Annotated in this window: 19 protein-coding genes; 6 read left to right on the forward strand and 13 right to left on the reverse strand. The window is 40.8% G+C overall.

Annotated features, from left to right (window positions below):
• Positions 1 to 5: 5 nt before the first annotated feature.
• The 7 genes from D6856_RS08580 to coaBC all read right to left on the reverse strand — a co-directional run bounded on the left by D6856_RS08580 (position 6) and on the right by coaBC (position 7,047).
• On the reverse strand, positions 6 to 971 hold the full coding sequence (locus D6856_RS08580) for a 4Fe-4S binding protein (protein ID WP_120686543.1): 966 nt from the start codon (positions 969 to 971) through the stop codon (positions 6 to 8).
• 18 nt (positions 972 to 989) lie between these two features.
• Positions 990 to 1,634 carry a peroxiredoxin family protein gene (locus D6856_RS08585; RefSeq protein ID WP_120686544.1) on the reverse strand — a complete coding sequence of 215 codons (645 nt, stop codon included), beginning with the start codon at positions 1,632 to 1,634 and terminating at the stop codon, positions 990 to 992.
• Positions 1,635 to 1,682: 48 nt separating this feature from the next.
• Positions 1,683 to 1,958 carry a barstar family protein gene (locus tag D6856_RS08590; protein WP_120686545.1) on the reverse strand — a complete coding sequence of 92 codons (276 nt, stop codon included), beginning with the start codon at positions 1,956 to 1,958 and terminating at the stop codon, positions 1,683 to 1,685.
• A 32-nt stretch (positions 1,959 to 1,990) separates the two neighbouring features.
• Positions 1,991 to 3,019, reverse strand: a complete 1,029-nt coding sequence (locus D6856_RS08595; RefSeq protein ID WP_243114059.1) for a ribonuclease domain-containing protein — start codon at positions 3,017 to 3,019, stop codon at positions 1,991 to 1,993.
• Between the two features lie 87 nt (positions 3,020 to 3,106).
• A complete protein-coding gene (locus tag D6856_RS08600) occupies positions 3,107 to 4,987 on the reverse strand; it encodes a thiamine pyrophosphate-binding protein (RefSeq protein ID WP_120686546.1) in 1,881 nt (626 codons plus the stop codon).
• Positions 4,988 to 4,991: 4 nt separating this feature from the next.
• Positions 4,992 to 5,771, reverse strand: coding sequence for a glucose-1-phosphate cytidylyltransferase (gene rfbF, locus D6856_RS08605; RefSeq protein ID WP_120686547.1), 780 nt, complete (start codon positions 5,769 to 5,771; stop codon positions 4,992 to 4,994).
• 64 nt (positions 5,772 to 5,835) lie between these two features.
• Positions 5,836 to 7,047, reverse strand: a complete 1,212-nt coding sequence (coaBC, locus tag D6856_RS08610; RefSeq protein WP_120686548.1) for a bifunctional phosphopantothenoylcysteine decarboxylase/phosphopantothenate--cysteine ligase CoaBC — start codon at positions 7,045 to 7,047, stop codon at positions 5,836 to 5,838.
• A gap of 139 nt (positions 7,048 to 7,186) precedes the next feature.
• Here coaBC and D6856_RS08615 point away from each other — a divergent pair, with 139 nt between their 5' ends.
• Both D6856_RS08615 and D6856_RS08620 read left to right on the forward strand, forming a co-directional pair.
• On the forward strand, positions 7,187 to 7,831 hold the full coding sequence (locus tag D6856_RS08615) for an ECF transporter S component (protein ID WP_092244161.1): 645 nt from the start codon (positions 7,187 to 7,189) through the stop codon (positions 7,829 to 7,831).
• A gap of 12 nt (positions 7,832 to 7,843) precedes the next feature.
• Entirely contained in the window at positions 7,844 to 8,629 is a 786-nt protein-coding gene (locus D6856_RS08620; RefSeq protein WP_120686549.1) for a type III pantothenate kinase, read from the forward strand.
• Here the strand turns inward: D6856_RS08620 and D6856_RS08625 are convergent.
• A complete protein-coding gene (locus D6856_RS08625) occupies positions 8,572 to 9,687 on the reverse strand; it encodes a bifunctional glycosyltransferase family 2/GtrA family protein (protein WP_120686550.1) in 1,116 nt (371 codons plus the stop codon). The genes D6856_RS08620 and D6856_RS08625 overlap by 58 nt on opposite strands.
• A gap of 58 nt (positions 9,688 to 9,745) precedes the next feature.
• On the opposite strand from D6856_RS08625, the gene D6856_RS08630 reads away from it, so the two are divergent.
• Positions 9,746 to 11,941 (forward strand): CotH kinase family protein, encoded by a 2,196-nt coding sequence (locus D6856_RS08630; protein ID WP_120686551.1) that lies wholly within the window; start codon positions 9,746 to 9,748, stop codon positions 11,939 to 11,941.
• A 333-nt stretch (positions 11,942 to 12,274) separates the two neighbouring features.
• Here D6856_RS08630 and D6856_RS08635 read toward each other — a convergent pair whose 3' ends face one another.
• The 3 genes from D6856_RS08635 to D6856_RS08645 all read right to left on the reverse strand — a co-directional run bounded on the left by D6856_RS08635 (position 12,275) and on the right by D6856_RS08645 (position 14,511).
• Positions 12,275 to 12,892 carry a superoxide dismutase gene (locus D6856_RS08635; protein ID WP_120686552.1) on the reverse strand — a complete coding sequence of 206 codons (618 nt, stop codon included), beginning with the start codon at positions 12,890 to 12,892 and terminating at the stop codon, positions 12,275 to 12,277.
• A gap of 52 nt (positions 12,893 to 12,944) precedes the next feature.
• On the reverse strand, positions 12,945 to 14,138 hold the full coding sequence (gene pseC, locus D6856_RS08640; RefSeq protein ID WP_120686553.1) for a UDP-4-amino-4,6-dideoxy-N-acetyl-beta-L-altrosamine transaminase: 1,194 nt from the start codon (positions 14,136 to 14,138) through the stop codon (positions 12,945 to 12,947).
• A 169-nt stretch (positions 14,139 to 14,307) separates the two neighbouring features.
• On the reverse strand, positions 14,308 to 14,511 hold the full coding sequence (locus D6856_RS08645; RefSeq protein ID WP_092244180.1) for a DUF6465 family protein: 204 nt from the start codon (positions 14,509 to 14,511) through the stop codon (positions 14,308 to 14,310).
• 170 nt (positions 14,512 to 14,681) lie between these two features.
• Between D6856_RS08645 and D6856_RS15180 the strand changes: the two genes are divergently transcribed.
• The 3 genes from D6856_RS15180 (at position 14,682) to D6856_RS08655 (ending at position 17,943) form a co-directional block, all read left to right on the forward strand.
• Complete coding sequence (locus tag D6856_RS15180) at positions 14,682 to 14,849, forward strand: hypothetical protein (protein ID WP_158588885.1); 168 nt, start codon at positions 14,682 to 14,684, stop codon at positions 14,847 to 14,849.
• Positions 14,850 to 14,982: 133 nt separating this feature from the next.
• Positions 14,983 to 16,494, forward strand: coding sequence for a hypothetical protein (locus D6856_RS08650; RefSeq protein WP_120686554.1), 1,512 nt, complete (start codon positions 14,983 to 14,985; stop codon positions 16,492 to 16,494).
• Positions 16,495 to 16,518: 24 nt separating this feature from the next.
• On the forward strand, positions 16,519 to 17,943 hold the full coding sequence (locus D6856_RS08655) for an MBOAT family O-acyltransferase (RefSeq protein WP_120686555.1): 1,425 nt from the start codon (positions 16,519 to 16,521) through the stop codon (positions 17,941 to 17,943).
• A gap of 65 nt (positions 17,944 to 18,008) precedes the next feature.
• Here the strand turns inward: D6856_RS08655 and D6856_RS08660 are convergent, their stop codons facing one another.
• Positions 18,009 to 18,191 (reverse strand): hypothetical protein, encoded by a 183-nt coding sequence (locus tag D6856_RS08660; protein ID WP_120686556.1) that lies wholly within the window; start codon positions 18,189 to 18,191, stop codon positions 18,009 to 18,011.
• Positions 18,192 to 18,209: 18 nt separating this feature from the next.
• On the reverse strand, positions 18,210 to 18,929 hold the full coding sequence (locus D6856_RS08665; protein ID WP_120686557.1) for a lysophospholipid acyltransferase family protein: 720 nt from the start codon (positions 18,927 to 18,929) through the stop codon (positions 18,210 to 18,212).
• Between the last annotated feature and the right edge of the window lie 7 nt (positions 18,930 to 18,936).

The following is an 18,936-nucleotide window of genomic DNA, read 5'->3' on the forward strand; positions in this document are numbered from 1 at the left end:
TTTCATCATCCGATACCAATACATTCATAGCACAGCCTGATAGCTTTGTTTTTTACATCGTTAAAGCCATTGTTATTTAATCCAATAATTATAATAACGACTGCCAGTGCAAATACTACAATCTGCAAAATTCTTTTTTTACGATCGAGCTTCCTTACTCCAAAGTGTATAGCATCTTCAGGGCAATGTTTTATACATTCACCGCACTGTATACATTCTCTGTCACAGACTCTTTTTACATCCATTTTGCAACTGCGAACGCAGGCGTTGCAGTGAGTGCATTTCTTCTCATCAACCTGTATTCCGAAGAAAGAGATCGGCTGAAAAAAAGAATATATCGCGCCAAGCGGACATATAAATCTGCAGAAGCCTCTATAAGCAAAAATACATAGCACCACTATCGAAACAAGCATGAAAATTTTCCAGCTAAATATAAAGCCAAGCATCGGTCTTAGTTTTTCCTGCATAATTGTAAGCGGAATTCCCGCTTCCAAAGTTCCGGCAGGGCAAATGTATTTACAAAATCCGGGTGCGGAATAAAACACTGGAATAAGTATCGCAAATATCAAAAGCAATGCGTATTTGATCCATGAAAGACCTCTTGTGACATTACTCTTTTTTATCTTTGGTGTAGGAATCTTATCAAGAAGTTCCTGTATCAAACCAAAAGGACACAAAAAGCCGCATGTAAATCTTCCGAGAAATAATCCCATTAGTAAAATCGTACCAAGTAAATAATATGGAAATTTATACTTAGATGATATAAGCGCAGACTGCAAGCTTCCAAGTGGACATGAAGCAATCGCACCGGGACATGAATAACAGTTCAACCCCGGCACGCACATTCCTTTACTGTTTCCTTTCCAGATCTTGCCCTCTGCAAAGCCTTTAACATTGCAGTTATACAAAACCGCCGCCATAAGCTGTACATAGCGTCTTGAAAACTGCTTGAAATGCTCCTTACCTTTCATCGGCACCTCGTTTTATCTTTACTTCATGCACTCTTCAACTGCGCTCTTGTACTCTGCATACTGTGCATCCGCACCATCTGCTCCGAGATAAATCTTCTCAATAACTCCGTTTTTGATAACAAGAGTATAAGGAATACCCTCCGTAGGATAGAGCTGTCCTATTTTGCCTTCTACATCGTAAGCGATAGGGAATGTATATCCCTCGTCCTTAACAAGCTGATCAACGGTTGCCTTATCTTCCATGCAGTTTACGCATAGAATTGACAAGCCTTCGATATTATCTTTCTTAAGCTTCTCAAATGCAGGCATCTCTCCCATGCAAGGAGGGCACCATGAAGCAAAGAAATTAAGAAGGACTACTTCATTCTCATGTTCTGAAAGCTTAAATTCCGTACCGTCAACAAGCTCCGCGGTAAAGTCAGGAGCCTTATCTCCCTCAGAAAGCTCTTTTATACTGCCTTCTGTTTCAGCTTCAACACTTGTTTCCGTGTTTACATCGACACTTTCTTCAACGGTTGATTCTGCGCTTGTATCAGCACTTTCCTCAGTTATTGCTTCGCTCTTCTGAGCTTCCCCACTCTCAGCAGCCGCACCGCAGGCAGTAAGACCCACGATGGATAAGCTCATAACGGTTACAACAAATAATTCTTTAACTCTTCTCATCTTTATCTTTCCTTTCTTTATCTTGACATAAACATAAATAACTATCCTTTATTCAAAAAATCTGATCTTGAGATTAAATGAATCCTCAGATACTTCCGTGCAAAGTCTTTTAAGCGCGTCATAATATTTTCCGAGCTTCTTTTTTGCAAACTTTGTGTTGTAAAAGATAATATTCCATCCGTTACCCATCTCGGTCAGAACGTCGTTTAGTGCATCGAGGTTCTTTCCGTAATAATCCGGGAGCGGAAGTTCTTTTACAAGAAGCTCCTGAAACTCTTCGTTGGTTGTCACTTCTGACATATCAATATAAAAAACTTTCCCCATTCTTTTCCCTCTTTTATATTAACTCAGGTCATTTACGGCTCATATAACAGTTCAAACTTGGAGTAGTGATCATCCGTGAAATAAATATGAAAATCATCGGAATACACTATTCGTCTGGATCCGCGCTTTGAAGCATTTAACGTATCAATATCGCATTCATGATATCCGATACCCTCGGGTAACTTTCCCTCGGCGTTCCTAAACACATCTCCTCCGATACATTTGCCGGGTGCAAAAGCATCGAGGCCTCCGCCGCCCCAGCCAAGCTGCTGCGCCTGTGCCTTGGTAATATAGTTGGGCGGAAGTTTGTGATATAAGTGCAGATACAATGCCACATCTTCCTTGGATGAATAAGTTCCGCCTTCAACAACTTTAGGTTCTTCATCTTTGGGAGTTTCATCATTATCGGATTCACTCCCCTGATCTTCCTTATATGAATTCTTATTATTCTTTTTTGAAGAACGATTCTTTGATCCGGAGCCAATAGTTGTTGATGAGCCGTTCTTACCTTGCGCGCCTGTAAGTTTAGAGTCGGTTCCGGAAGTTGATGAATAATTGCCGCCGGTACCCGAAGGGCTGCCGGAGCTATCCGCAGTTTCTTTTCCAACGGTTCCCGAAATAGGTGCACCGGCACCGGAACCATCTCCACCGGCGCCGTTTTTATCATCGCCATCCAATCCTTCCGAGCCTTGTCCTCCAAGTCCCGAAAGGGCCGCGCTGCCTCCGGATCCTCCCGATCCTAAGCTCGGCGTACCTCCGGTCTGCATGCTTCCAAGGTCCGCTCCTCCGGTGTCGCCGGTATCGACGGGAGCTCCGCTTTCTCCAATGGCTTCTATGCCACCTAACTCTCCGCCTCCTGACATATCACCCGAAAGATTTCCTTCCATTCCGTCAGGCGTTCCTTCAATCGCTCCATCTCCTTCGACAAACGAACTTCCACCGCCGTTCTGTCCTTCAAGATTAACATCTGTTTTCCCAAAGGAGCCCATGAAGAAGATAAACAGTGCAACAATTATTATCGCACCTATAAAATATTTAATTACTCCATTTTTCTTGTTCATACGCGTGTTCCTGTTTCCTTTTATAAAGCGTTATCAGTTACATATAATATCTCCCCTTATAATGATAGCGATAGTATCATTGAATCATCAGATAAACATATTCTCTGCAAGCTCTTCCCTTGAAAGGAAAGGAGCAAGATCTTCAAGCGGAGGACTCGTAAGAGTTCCGTCCGGAAGTCTCCTTGCGGAGCTCTTAGGCGCCCATACCTGATCGGTATCCGTAAACACTTCACAGAGCACCGGTGCTTCAGTATCAAGTGCCTCATCCAATTTATCGGAAAGCTCGGCTCCCGTGTGGATTCCTATATAGCTGTACCCAAAAGCGGATGCGATTTTTTCAAATGAAGGGAATGCCAAGTCACCGCTTTCAGGCCCGATCCCGCACTTGGAATAATCAGAGAAAAGATTATTCTGCGTAAGCCTGATTGAATGATAACCCGCATTGTTTATAAGAAAAATCTTTATAGGAAGCTTATTGGTAACTATGGTCTGAAGCTCCTGAAGATTCATCATGATACTGCCATCGCCCTCAAGACATATTGTATCCTTTTTGCCCGCAGATAAGCACAAACCTATCGCAGCAGGAAGTCCGTATCCCATGCTGGCTACGGCATTATTTATTATAAATCTCGTATTGTCTTTTATTGTCCAGCTCTGATGTCCCGCAACGCAGCACGCTCCGTTACTTACCGCCGTAAGGCTTCCCTTTGGAAGCTTGTCTGAAAGTGCTTTGATAAAGCCGTAAACATTAACAAGTTTATCTCCCGTATGAAGCTGCTCATCGGATACAACAGGATACTTCTCTCTCCACTTGATGCACTGTGCTCGCCATGCATCATCGGAAAAAAGATATCCCTCTTTACTGTCACTTGCAGAATCAAGCTTATCATTAAGTTTCTCCAGATATTCTTTTACATCTGAATGAATCTTAAGGTCGATATGAAGTGTGTGCTTGTCCATCTCTGAAGAATCAATATCAACCATGATGACCTTGGCTGCTCTCGCCCATGTTCCCCATGTATAGCCTACCTGCCTGATGGAAAGTCTGCTTCCGAGAACAAGAACAAGATCGGAATTCTGGATGGCAAAGTTTCCGGCTCTGTCTCCCATGTTTCCGCCGCGGCCGCAGTAAAGCGGGTTGTCTGATTCTATCACATCAATGGAGTTCCAATATGTACAAACCGGTATTCCAAGCTTATCAACAGCTTTTCTGAATGCTTCAAAGCCACCCGAAATACGGATTCCTCCGCCGGCATAGATGACGGGTCTCTTGGCTTCTTTTAGCATCTCGATAGTCTTATCTATACTCTCATCAAGCTGCGCTGTGCTTATTTTCTTTTCACAGATATCTTCAGCTTCGTCATATCCCCGAAGTTCATCGGGATTGATATCGGCAGCCTGGTAATTAACGGGCACATCAATCCATACAGGTCCGGGTCTTCCGGTATTCATAAGATGCCATGCTTTTTCGAGATGATATCTGATATCCGCAGGATCTTCGAGCATAACGGCATACTTACAGATATGCGAAGTCATCGCTGTAATATCATACTCCTGATCTCCGATGGCTCTTGGTTCATAATCGCCATCACTATCCTTGCAGCCTGCCTGTGCAGCGCACTCTTTTCCATAATTCTTTTTCCAATAACGAACTGTAGTGTCATAGCGGACCTGTCCGCTAACAACAAACATAGGAAGTGAATCAAGCCAGCCTCCGATAACTCCCGTGATCGCGTTTGTTCCGCCTGGACCTGAAGTCACACAGAGCGCCGCAACTTTATTCTCAAATCTTGAATAACCTTCCGCAGCGATAGCCGCACCCTGCTCATGATGAAAGTGGGTGCACTTCATTCCTTCCGTATGTCCGAAAGAATTATTTAAATACATAGCGCCACCGCCTACTACCGTAAAGCAGTCGGTGACGCCCTTTTTTATCAAAAATTCAACTATATAATCTGAAACTCTCATAATATTACCATTTTATCCAAGGCGCTTTACCTGCCTCGATAAGCTCCGACAATTCGTCCCTTTCTCTCGCTGTATCCATACATTTCCAAAAGCCGTCATACTTATATGCGGCCATCTCTCCGTCTTTTACGAGATTGTGCATGGGCTCTTTTTCAAAGAAAGTAGCATCGCCTTCAATGTAATCAAACACGCCCGGCTCAAGTACCATATATCCACCGTTTATTCTGGCTCCATCCATGCTTGCTTTTTCTCTGAAATCTCTTACAACGGATGTGTCATCTTTATCAATATCGAATACACCGAAACGCTGACCTGCAAGGATAGCGGTTACAGTGGCGATCTTTCCGTGGCTCTTATGGAACTTAAGAAGAGCGTTCATATCAATATCGCAAACACCGTCACCGTATGTCATGAAAAATGTCTCATTTCCGACATGCTCTTTTATCCTCTTTATACGTCCACCGGTCATGGTGCTGTAACCTGTATCTACAACCGTTACTTTCCAAGGCTCTGCCTTCTGTGAATGGAAGGTTGTCTGTCCGCTGTTTGCAAAATCAAAAGTTACATCGCAGTTATGAAGATAGTAGTTTGCAAAGTACTCTTTGATCACTTCCTGCTTGTAACCTGCGCATATGATAAACTCATTAAAACCGTGATAGGAATACTCCTTCATGATATGCCACAAAATAGGTTTACCGCCTATCTCGATCATCGGTTTTGGACGAAGATGACTCTCCTCACTTATTCTTGTGCCGAAACCTCCGGCAAGTATTACAACTTTCATTTCTTAATATAAAACCTTTCTGAATCAAAAATAATACTATTATCTTAACGAACATGGAGCAAAATTACAAATTTTCTCTCATACTCATGAGCCTTGTCAAAAGAAGATCAGAAGCATCATCTTTACTCATGCACTCAAGGGCCTCTTCGTCGTCTTTTGTTATAAAAGTAAGGACATTGGTATCAACACCAAATCCTGCTCCCTTAACCTTAAGATTATTGGCGCATATCATATCAAGGTTTTTCTTCTCAAGCTTTTTTCTTGAGTTTTTCAAAAGATCTTTTGTCTCCATTGAAAAGCCGCAGAGAATTTGTCCTTTTTTCTTCTTTTCTCCAAGCTCCTTCAAAATATCTTTTGTCCTCTTAAGCGGAATGCTCATTTCCTTATCGGAATCTGATTCTTTTTTCTTGATCTTGTCAGTTGCTGTTTTTATAGGTGTATAATCCGCAACTGCGGCCGCTTTTATTATTATGTCCTGTTTTGATGCTCTCTTAGTCACTTCATTGAACATATCCTCGGCAGATGTGATCTCTACAACATTCACATACTTTGGTCTCTCAAGATTGGTCTTTCCCGTTACAAGGGTAACGTCAGCGCCTCTTCTTGCAGCTGCCTTGGCAATGGCATAGCCCATCTTGCCGGTAGAATGATTGGTGATATATCTGACGGGATCGATTGCTTCCATAGTCGGGCCGGCCGTTACAAGTACCTTCACTCCCGACATATCTTTTTCACAAGCTATCTCCTGAACAATCGCATCTGTTATAACGGAAGGTTCTTCCATTCTTCCTTTTCCGACTGTTCCGCAGGCAAGGAATCCCTCACCCGGCTCTACGATAATATATCCGAGATCACGCAGAGTCTGAATATTTCTCTGAGCCACAGGATTTTCATACATTTTTGTATTCATCGCAGGTGCGATCATCTTGATGCAATCACAGGCAAGAGCTGTAGTTGTAAGCATATCATCGGCAATTCCGCATGCAAGCTTGGCTATACAATTGGCTGTTGCAGGCGCTATAACCAGAATATCCGCTTTATCTGCAAGCGCTATATGCTCAACCTCATAGTAGCTTCCCCTGTCAAATGTATCCGTCACACATCTGGTATGAGTTATTGATTCAAAGGTGAGGGGAGTCACAAACTTAGTCGCATTCTCTGTCATTATGACATCTACATTTGCATGCTGTTTGATCAGCTTTGATGCAAGATCTGCTGCCTTATATGCGGCAATCCCACCTGTTACTCCAAGAAGTACATTTTTTCCCTGTAGCATCAAAATCTCCTTTTAATTAACGCTTCCCGCTTTGTTTTTTATAGATTTCTCCTGACATTTTACCACATCTATGATATATTTATTACGCACTGTATTCAAATAGATTTGAAACGGTAGCTTTTTTTAAGGAGAACTAAATATGCAAAACACATCATCACTGAGCCGCGAGACTAAGACGTCAGAAGGACTCAGTACAAAAACACTCTATTTGGTGGAAACTGCCCTTATGATCGCGGTAACGCTCATCATGGGTAACACCTTCTTAGGAACGATCCCCACACCTTTTCTTAAAGTTTCAATCGTAACAGTACCCGTTGCACTTGCAGCAATGTTAATCGGCCCCACAGCCGGTGTTGTATGCGGACTTGTTTTCGGACTCAACAGCTTTTTTACTGCTCTCACCGGGGAAAGCGGACTTCTTTCAACACTTTTTAACGTAAATCCCGTCGGAGTATTTTTGACTGCTGTATTGGCAAGATTTCTTGACGCATTCATCGTGAGCAATCTTTTCCCTATTTTTAAAAAGCATCTGGGCAAGGTTTCTTATTTCATAACAGGACTACTTATGCCTCTTTTCAATACAGTTTTCTTCATGGGACTTCTTTGCATTTTCTTTTATCATTCAGACTTTATTCAGGAGCTTGCAGCAACAAAAAATGCAACCGGTCCTTTGTCATTTGTGATCGCACTTGTCGGCGTTCAGGCAACGGTTGAAGCAGCCATAGGTTGTCTTCTCGCAGGAACACTCGGACTTGTGCTTTCCAAAGTGCTCCACAGAGCATGATTTAATAATGATATGGAAAAAATACTGACTGTAGATATTGGTAATACGAATATTGCGATTTTTTTATGGGAAGGCGACAAAGCTACGCCTCTTGATAGCTTTGCGACAGACAATAACTATAATCTTGAGGAGTTAAGAAAAGCTTTCTCTTCTGTTCTTGTGTCGTTTTCAGGTAATAATAAAACGGAGCTCATCACGGGCTCCGTTATTTCCTGTGTCGTTCCAAGTATCTCTTACGTGGCAAAAGAGGCTCTTAAAGCTGTGACGGGAACCACCCCCGTAATCGTAAGCTGTGAACTCGATATTGGAATTAACTTTAATCAATATGATAAAAAAAGTCTTGGTTCCGACAGGATTGCCGATATAGTCGGAGCAGTTAAGCTCTATGGCACTCCTGTGATAGTCTGCGACCTTGGAACCTGTACTACATTATCGGCAGTAGATTCCGAAAATAGATTTATTGGCGGAATGATCACTCCGGGCATTCAAACTTCTCTGGATGCACTACATGACAGAGTTCCTCATCTTCCAACTATAACCGCAAAAGAAACCGATAATCTGGTCGGTCTTGATACAGCATCATCTCTTCTTTCCGGTGCTATTGTCGGAACGGCAGCCATGATATCTGAAATTGCGGATAAAATTCGGACCGCTCCGAATATGAATAATGCAACTCTTGTCCTTACAGGAGGAAACGCATCGTTTGTTCTTCCGTGGATCTCTGAAAAAGGAAAAACTGTTTATGAGCCGGAACTCATCATGAAGGGCTTGCGCGAAATATATACAAATTTCTGTTGAATCTTATAGCTCATAAAGAAAAGGCAAGTATCAACTACAATCTTAACAGCAGTCTCGGGAACGACCACGAGCCATTTTACTCCCATCGTCACCAAAAATGCACTGAGTGCCATCTGTACAACAGCTAAGGTTACATACTTTATCGCAGCCTTTCCTATTTTTTCATTACTCTTAAATACCATCTTGTAGTTAAGCGCAAAATTATATGTAGCGGAAACTATCCTTGCTATCACAGTCGCTATCGCAATATATCCCGCGTACTTTCCTTTAAGAAGAAAACAAAGAAAAGAAAACAACGCTATATCCAAAACACAAGATGAAAGGGATGAAAAGATATATCTTATAAAGCTCTCACCAAGAACTCTGTAAATTCTTATAGAATCCGCAAACGGATTAAAATGTGTTGAATGATGATCCTTGGATTCATATATTGTGCTGATAGGCACTTCGATTATCTTATACTTTCCTTTTGCTTCGAGAAGCATCCTCATTTCAAATTCAAAACGATCCCCTTTGACCGAAAGAAGCTCCTCCATAAACTTAGCAGGTATTCCGCGAAGGCCCGTCTGCGTATCACTCACGTCCAGTCCGGATACATATCTCGTTACTTTCTTGGTGATAGCATTTCCCGCCTTTGATTTCCAAGGAATGTCATCTCCTTCAAGACTTCTGACACCAAGAATAAGAGAATCTTTGTTTTCCAAGAGGCTCTTTTTTACATCATTTATAGAAGCTACGCAGTGCTGCCCGTCAGAATCCGCAGTCACTGTTCCGACCGCCTCCGTCATGTTATCAAGCACATATTTGAACGCAGTCTTAAGCGCAGCGCCTTTTCCTTTGTTAACGTCATGCCTTAGAATAACACCGTTTTCTGCCAAAAACTCTTTTGCCTTGTCAAAAAAGACTTTGAATTCCTCGCCACTTCCGTCATCAACTATAACAACATGCTCCCCGCTTTCCGCCAGCTCTTTTACCAGCACGGTCATACGCTCGTCCGGTTCATATGAAGGAATGATCACCGGTATTAAGTTTTCTTTACTCGAAATATTCACATTCATCTATTACATTCTAGCTTAATTATTGACTTTGCGCTATATTGGAATGTAGAGGTTTATCATGACAAGAAAAAAAACGCTTATTCTAATATTCATATTATTATTCATAGTTCTTGGGCTGTCTTTTATCGGAAGAAGAGGAATCGCTCGCAGATCTCCGCTTACCATTACAGAAATCTGCGCTTGCAATAAAAATGCCGCCTACGATGACAACGGCGATTACGGTGCAGATTATATCGAGATCTACAACAGTTCCGATGAACCCGTCAGTTTATTGGGCTGGGGACTTACCGATAGCAGAAAAGATCTGTTCAAATACACATTCGGTGATATAACTGTAGAGCCGGGACAAGCTGTTATTGCTTGGAGCAGCCCCTGCATAGACGATACTTCTTTATACAGGGATGACTATGTCCCCTCCGACATCCACGATATTCCTTTCAAGATTTCAAAAGGCGAAGTGTGCATTCTCACAAGCCCCAATGAAAAGTATGTTCAAAGGCTTCCCATCCCATACGATCTTCCCGACAACAAATGTTATGCTTCCTGCTTAGACGATCTGGGAAGATATAATATCACTTCGGCAACTCCATATTATGTAGAAGAGACTTTTATTCCCGAGAAAAAAGAAATATTGGAAGCTCCTTCTTTTTCAATAAAAGGTGGATGGTATGACGGCGACGTTGTAGTGACTTTGGATGCTCCAAAAGGAGATATTTATTATTCTCTTAACGGATCTGTCCCTGACGCCGAATCTTACAAATATGAGGGGCCCATAACCATAAGTAACAGAACGCAGGAACCCAACATTTGGTCGGCAATGGGCGATATAGCTACCGCCAATACATATATACCCGATTTTCCCGTCGATAAGGGAACAGTTCTTAAAGCTGTCGCTATAACCGACAACGGAACAAGTGAGATTGTATCTCAGACATACTTTGTTGGTCTTGATAGTTACGGTTATGACGGAATTTCCATCATGTCTGTATCTATGGATCCCGACGATCTTTTCGGTTATGAAAAGGGCATCTACGTACAAGGCAAGGTAAAAGACATATATGGCGAAAAAATGGATCTTGATCCCTTTGAATATATCTATGATTACTGTAACTACGGAAAAGAAGGTCGCGGCTGGGAACGCCCGGTTAACATTGAATTTTTCTCAGAAGATCATCATAAGGTATTTGAACAAAAAGCCGGGATCAGGATTCACGGCGGATTTAGTATAGGGCAGAATCAAAAGAGTTTTAATCTGTATTCAAGAGCCGAATACGATGGACATGAATACTTTAAATACGATTTCTTTAAAGGCAACGGAAACGGATACAGTAAGGTTGTTCTTAGAACCGGAGGCTCAAACGATCTGTTTGTGACCAAGCAAAGAGATGTTTTTTGCCAAAGCCTTGTAGCGGACAGAGATGTCGGAATTCAACGTGCCATACCATGCGCCTTGTTCCTAAACGGTGAATATTGGGGAATGTATTTTATTCAAGAGGGAATCGGTGAGTCATATATTCATGAACATTACGGCATTGATGAAGATAATGTTATCATCGTCAAAAACAACGAAGTAAGTACTGACGATCCTGAGGATCTAAAACTATATAACGACTTGGTTGATTATATTTCGACCAACGATATGGCAGTCGATTCCAATTACAGATATGTGGAAGATAAGATAGATATTCAGAGTCTGATAGATTACTACATCACAGAAATATATGTTGCCAACGGAGATGCTTTCTCCAATAACCTGGCACTTTGGAGAGCCAAGAATCCTACCGGTGATAAATACGGCGACGGCAAATGGAGATGGCTTTTATATGACCTTGATGAATCATGTGCTATGATCACAGAGTTGACCAATGCTTCAATCGATTCATTTATCGAAGGCCATTGGGAAATAAGCCCGTTAAACGGAGATAAACTTTTCTCTTCAATAATAAAAAACGAGGAATTCAAAGAACGTTTCGTCAGCTCTTTTATTGAAATGACAGAAAAAAACTTTCAATACGAAAGCGTTCACGAGAAGCTTTCAATACTTTCGGCAAAATGTAAAGACGCCGATATAAAATCACAAGAAAGATTCCGCGGTGACTTTGTGGTCAGCAGTTATGAACCCGGCGAAGACTTCACTCCGCCCTATTCCGAAGATGACTACAATGCCGATATTGCGGTCATTGATGACTTTTTTAAGGAACGAGCTTCATACATTACAAACTATATGAAAAACGATCTGGGATTATCTGACTGAATTTTCTATATTATAAAAAGCAGCCTTTTTAGAAAAAGACAATAATTCATGGAGTCGCACATATTGAATCAATTTAAAATTTTATTTCATTAGATTCCATATCCATTCGAAATAATTGTTTTCTTTTTCACAAAGTTTTCACAAAGAAATTTTGTTTTTCCTTGTTTCGCTTTTTCGTATATGATAAATTCTTTTTCGCGCGATTCAGAAATTATCTTTTTTTCCCTTCTCCTGCGCTCTGTACGTGAGTTCCGCTCAGTGCACGCAGCCGCGCTGATAAACCCAAAATAAAAACACCACTGCAAAGTCTTTGCAAGTGGTGTTTTTGTTTTTTTATTTTGTTATCTGATCATATCTTTCCGATACCTTAGCCCAGTCAAGTACTTCAAAAAAGGCCTTGATATAATCGGGTCTCAAATTCTTATATTTAAGGTAGTATGCATGTTCCCATACATCCAATCCTATGATCGGTATTCTTCCGGTGCCCTCACTAATCGGATTGTCTTGATTGGGAGATGCCGATACAAACAATGCTCCCACCTTATCTGTTGAAAGCCATGCCCATCCGGAGCCGAATTGTCCGGCTGCTGCCTTGGACAATTGATCCTTAAGCTCATCGAGACTTCCGAAAGTTTTATCTATTGCTTCTTTTAGCTTACCGTTAGGTTCTTTGGCCGGACTATCGGAAAACATCTCAAAATACAAGTTATGATTATAATATCCTCCGCCCTGATTTCGAAGTCCCTTCTTCAAAGTCTCATCGGAAACTTTATCAAGAGAAGCCAGTAGCTCTTCTGCCGAAAGGTTACTAAGTCCTGCTTTCTCAGCCAATTCATTAAATGTCTTGGTGTAGGTGGCATGATGCTTGCCATGGTGAGTCTCAACTGTGAGCTGATCAATAAACGGCTCCAGCGCATTTGTAGCGTAAGGTAACTTGATCTGTTCGTACATAGCGATTCTCCCTTCATAATTCAAGATTTAATTGTTCATTATAACAGTGGTATTACTTTTTATACCAAGAAACAACCTTCTTTACCGCCTCAATAACGTCATCGACATCGCTGTCAGTCATAAGTGGATAAAGCGGTATGCTCATGATACCTTTGTAAACCTTTTCCGCAACAGGGCACAGTCCCCTTTGATATCCCATCCTTTCATAGAAAGGGAACCAATATACAGGTACATAGTGAACCTGCGGCTGCACATTTTCTGCGGAAAGCGCATCAAAAAACTCTCTTCTGGTGCATTTAACCACGTCAAAATCAAGCTGTATCACGTAAAGATGCCTTGTAGTATCGGACTCGGGTATCTCTTCCTGTACTATTATTCCGGGGACCTCTTTAAAGGCCTCATCATATTTCTTTACAATCTCTTTTCTTCTCTTCGAGAACTTATCCAGCTTATTAAGCTGACTGATCAAAAGAGCCGCCTGAAAATCCGTCATTCTGTAGTTAAATCCAAGTTCCTGCATCTCATAGTACCAAATACCTTCAGCTTCATGCTTGAACTCATCCGGATTTCTTACAATACCGTGCTGTGAAGCAAGGTGAAGCTTTCTGTATAACTCAGGATCATTGGTTGTGATCGCACCGCCTTCTCCGGCTGTAACAGTCTTAACGGGATGGAAGCTGAATGTTGTCATATCAGCGATCGAACCCTCTCCTTTGCCGTCATACTTGGTTCCGATTGCATGTGCTCCGTCAATGATAAGCGTAAGGCCATGCTCATCACATATCTTCTGAATTCTCTTATGATCCACTGCCTGTCCTGTATAGTCAACCGCCACAATTGCTTTGGTCTTATCGGTTATATGCTTCTCAATACTGTCCGGATCGATATTATAGGTTCTTGGATCAATATCCGCAAAAACCGGCTTAGCACCGACATACACAGCACAGTTTGCAGAAGCCGCAAATGTCAGAGGAGTTGTTATTACTTCATCTCCTTCTCCCACTCCTGCCGCTATCATTGCACAATGTAGAGCGGCTGTTCCGTTACTGACTGCTACTGCGTATTTTGCTCCGGTCACTTCACAGATTCTTTTCTCAAGTTCCGCTACGAACGGTCCACATGTTATAAGGTCTCCCTTAAGTGCCTTTGCAACTGCATTCACATCGTCATCATCAATCCACTGACGACCGTAATAAATCTTCTCGTCTCTTACCGGAGTTCCACCGAGAATTGCAAGTTTATCCATTGTTGTCCTTCTTTCTGTATCCTAAATATATCCATTCTAAAAGATATTCTGATAGTGATTGTCTGTCATCAGATTATACCATATTCCATGGTCTCAGAGTACCCGACACGTGTACAAAATAGCCGAAGAGATATTTATCTCTTCGGCCACGCTTCATCACTGTTTATAATTAATCATAGAGGTCAAAGTCTCCGCTTTTTGAAGGATCTCCGTTAACAACGTAATATGCTTTTCCCTCTTCAGGCTTTACATAGATATTAAGCTCTTTAATATCTCTTTTGCCATATGCTTTTTTTGCCTTGGAGACAATCTTATCCTCTCCTATAGACAGGCTACTGTACTGTAGCTCAATCTTTGTTTTTGTTTCTGCCATCATTACCCTCCCCTCAGAAGATTAGTAGTCTTAATTACGTTCTATTTTACACCTTATTGTGACAAAAGTGAATGTTTATTTAATTATCCGTGTTTTTTTAAGCTTCCTTTATTCTTATTTTATTTCTCTCGTTTATAATATACCTACCAAGAGACAAGGAGGTATCTGCCATGGCTAATAAGAAAACTATAGCTTCCAGAATAAGAACCACTCCAAAACCGCCTCTTCAGGTTATGCACGTTAGGTCCTTTAAACCCGATCTCAATACTCTCAGCAGCGTTGACTGCGGGGTAGATTTATCGGGATATGCATTTGAAGGACTTAAAAAGTGGAAATAACATTTGACCAAATAAACTAAATATCCTTTTTTATTTAGGGCACGTAATGAGCGATCATGCGTGTCCCTTTTTTGCATTTTCGACACCTTATGATACAATATTGAAATAACAGCTTAAAAAATGGAGAGAGTAAATGATCATAATAAAGAGAAATATATCTCGATTTATAGAATTAATTATATTTATAATCGCGCTTATTATCCTTTTGGCAAATCTAATGAATGTCCTTATAGACAAGGGTACCTCAACAAACCCAAGGTTGTATAACGTATACAAAGGCTACGCCAAAAACACAGATGTACTTTTTGTAGGTAGCAGTCATGCCGGACATCTTGTGGGTAGAAATCTGTGGAGAGACTATGGTATTGCAGCCTATACAATTGCAGGAAATTCTCAACCGGTAGATGTTACATATCATGCCATAATTGAATTTCTAAAATACGAAGAGCCTAAAGTTATTATGATGGAAACCGCCCTTATTCCCGACGATAACATGGAAGAGCCTGACACTGAATACGAAGGTAAAATCCAGAGTGATGCAGCTTTCAGTTATTCAGAAAACTATCTGCAAATGGCAAGAGAACAGATTGAGAATTTTAGCCTACCCTTTACGAAAGACGGAATAGAACTACTTTATAAGTGGCCACTTATGCATTCCAGATATTCAGAACTTACCAAAGATGACTTCGTGACCGATACTCCCTATTTAGTATCAGATGTTCACCCACTATATTCTGTTCCCGAGGAAGAGGCTGAGATTGTCACCACAGATGAACGTGCACCAATAAGCGATATAGGTCGTGCTTATCTTAATAAGATTATTACCTTGTGCCGCGAAAAGAACATCCCGCTTGTTCTTTTCCATACTCCGTATCCCGCACCCGAGACGTCTGTTGCACAGCAAAAAACCATTTCTGACATTGCTTCGGAAAATAACGTACCATTTATCGACTTCAATTATCTTGTTGATGAAATAGGTTTTGATGTTCAGACCGATCAGGCTGCCGACCTTAACCATTTAAACCTCACAGGAGGTGAAAAGATCACAGAGTATCTGGGACAATATCTTTTGGATAATTACAACCTGGAAGATCATAGGAATGATCGAGGTTATGAAACATGGGAAAAAGATCAAAAAGCCTGGGAAGATTTTCAATTAAAAGAAAAATTTGAAAATGCCGGTGATATAGAGGAATGGTCGGAGCTTTTCAGTGATCACTTCAATAATTATTTAGTAATAATGACTCTTTCAGGCGATCACACATATGAATCAAACGGAACCATTCAGAATATTATTGATGAAGTTCCAACACCTGAAGGTTACCATGAAAAAGGTGGGACGATAATACTGTATCACGGCGAGCTTCTATATTATTCAGATCGAGCCGATACCTATTCGTATTCGCATAAATTCGGAAATACCGTTGTATCCGTTGACAGGCTTATGCCAAATCAAGAATATATGTCAGAATCGGATAAAGAAGAACGAAATGACGGAGTATATATCTGGGGAGAGAATTATATCAAAAAAACCAGCGGACTTAGTATAACTATCTATGACGAAAGTTTAGATATAATAATTGATTCCGTAGGTATATCTCCCGATGCCGAGAATAACGAAATTGAGCGAGAAGAAAACGATTAAATAACTATAGCATGGAGAATAATAATGTTTATTACTTACCAAATACTGTTTCCTCTGGTATTTATAATACTGTTACTTGAATTCATAGTCCCGAAAAAGCTCAGATCCTTTATACTTCTGACACTCAGCTTTTTTCTGTACTATATTAGCGGAACCGCATCCTTTTTCATTTTGCCTGCGGTGGGTATTATCTCATATGCCGTCACCATGGTAATGGAAAAAATTAAGGCTCCTTCCGTAAAAAAGGCTCTGCTGACAGCGAGCATTGCTGTTATAGTAGCTTTGCTCATAGTCTTCAGATATACCGAAATTAAAAACATGGCTCCGATCGGACTATCTTTTTTTGCACTGGAAGCCATCTCCTATATTTCGGATTGTTATAACGGAAAAATAAAGCCGGAAAAGAATCCGCTTTACGTGCTTTTATATATTGCATTCTTTCCCACTGTTATTTCCGGTCCCATTGAAAGAGGCGGCAATCTGATTCCTCAATTCAGGAAATTGGACGCATCTTCCAGAAAAGAATTATTTGATATAAACAGATTATGTGATAATGCTATAATCATTATTTTCGGAATGTTTGTAAAACTTGTTATAGCTGACAGACTTTCACTTGTATCAGATCATATTTTTTCTACGTATTATCGATATGGAACGACAGTGCTTATAATTGGTGCCGTTTGTTTCGGAATGCAGCTTTACTGCGATTTCATGGCTTATTCACACATTGCCCTGGGAATCGCCGGTATGTTTGATATCAGTATCATGGATAACTTTAAAGCACCTTATCTATCGGTATCTATCACAGACTTCTGGAGAAGATGGCATATATCTCTCAGCTCATGGCTAAGAGACTACATATATATTCCTTTGGGCGGAAACAGAAAAGGAAAGCTCAGAAAATACCTCAATACATTTATTACATTTGCAATAAGCGGTATATGGCATGGCTCAGGTCTAAGCTTCCTGATTTGGGGTGTTCTTCACGGTCTTTTCAATATGTTTGAGAACATTTTTACAGACATCGGAATAATGAAGAAAAACAAGTCCGATATTCCCTTCGGTGGACGCCTGCTAAGATCGATCATCACATTTGTGCTTGTGGATTTCGCTTGGATATTTTTTAAGGCGGATTCGGCCCAACATGCATGCTCATATATCATACAGATGTTTACTGTCAAAGATTTCTGGATATTATCCGATATGGATAAGCTTTTTTCACTGGGACTTGGAGTTCAGGAAGTACTCATACTTTTCTTTGCACTTCTGGTCTTAGGCGGTATCGACTATGTCACATACAAAAATGCTCTGCGAGTAGACAGATGGCTTAATATTCAAGGCTCTGTATTCAGAGTTGTATTTACACTTGCCATATTGCTATATACGATTGTTTTCGGCTTATATGGTGAAAAAGCCGATCCCGCATCATTTTACTATATGTCATTTTAAAAAAACCGAGACAAAGAATTATTTTCTTTGTCTCGGTTCATTATTTTCTGCATTCAAAACTATTCTTAAAACCCTACGCTTTTTATTGCACATACCGCCGCCATAACTACCAGAACAATGGCAAAAATGCGCATCCACCGATATGTCTCGGGCTCTTCTTCATTATTCTTGTTAAGTTCACCGATGGTGAACACTACCACCGCAATTATAAAAATAACTGCTGCCAAAACAGCCAAAATCTTTCCCATATCATCCTCCGCGCCGTATCAGCCCGCCAAATGCTCTTTTATCTTATCTTTGATCCTATTCTCAACCAATACTGCTATATCTTTGGTCTTCATGTTCTTATATTCATCATACATTATCGGTTCAAGATAGTATACATATGTCGTCACCGGTCCGTAATGATCACTGTTATAAACTTTATAAGAATCAACAAGCGCCACCGGTACTATCGGAACTTTGGACATCTGCGCAACCTTAAAGCTTCCGGCTTTAAACGGTTCAACAACATTGCCGTTATTCTCCTTATATCCGCCTTCCGGGAAAAGAATGTACTTCTTTCCTTGTTCCAGTTCTTTTGCCATCTCCTGAAAAACTGTTATTGTCTGTCTGGGATTATTAAGATAAATAGACTTTCCTCTAACCAGTAATAAAAACTCATAAACAAGCGGTATCTTCGACCTCTCTATATCCATAACAAAAGAAATCGGCTTTTCGTGTGTTGCAAAAATCCCGGGAACATCATATTTACCTTGATGATTGGGATATAGCATGTATCCGCCTTCCTTGGGAAGATTCTCGGCTCCGTATGCTATGGTTTTATAGCCTGATGATCTGTTCATGACATCTACCATCTCTCTTGCCACAGCATAACAGTCCTCTTCCGAGTGCTTCTGAGGGTTTCTGACCCATATCCTGGCTTTGATAATGTAATAAATGATCTTATGTAGATTGATCAGTATCGTATGATAATAATTCCTCATTTAGAAA

The organism is Butyrivibrio sp. XB500-5 (genome assembly GCF_003625505.1).
Lineage (GTDB): Bacteria > Bacillota > Clostridia > Lachnospirales > Lachnospiraceae > Butyrivibrio.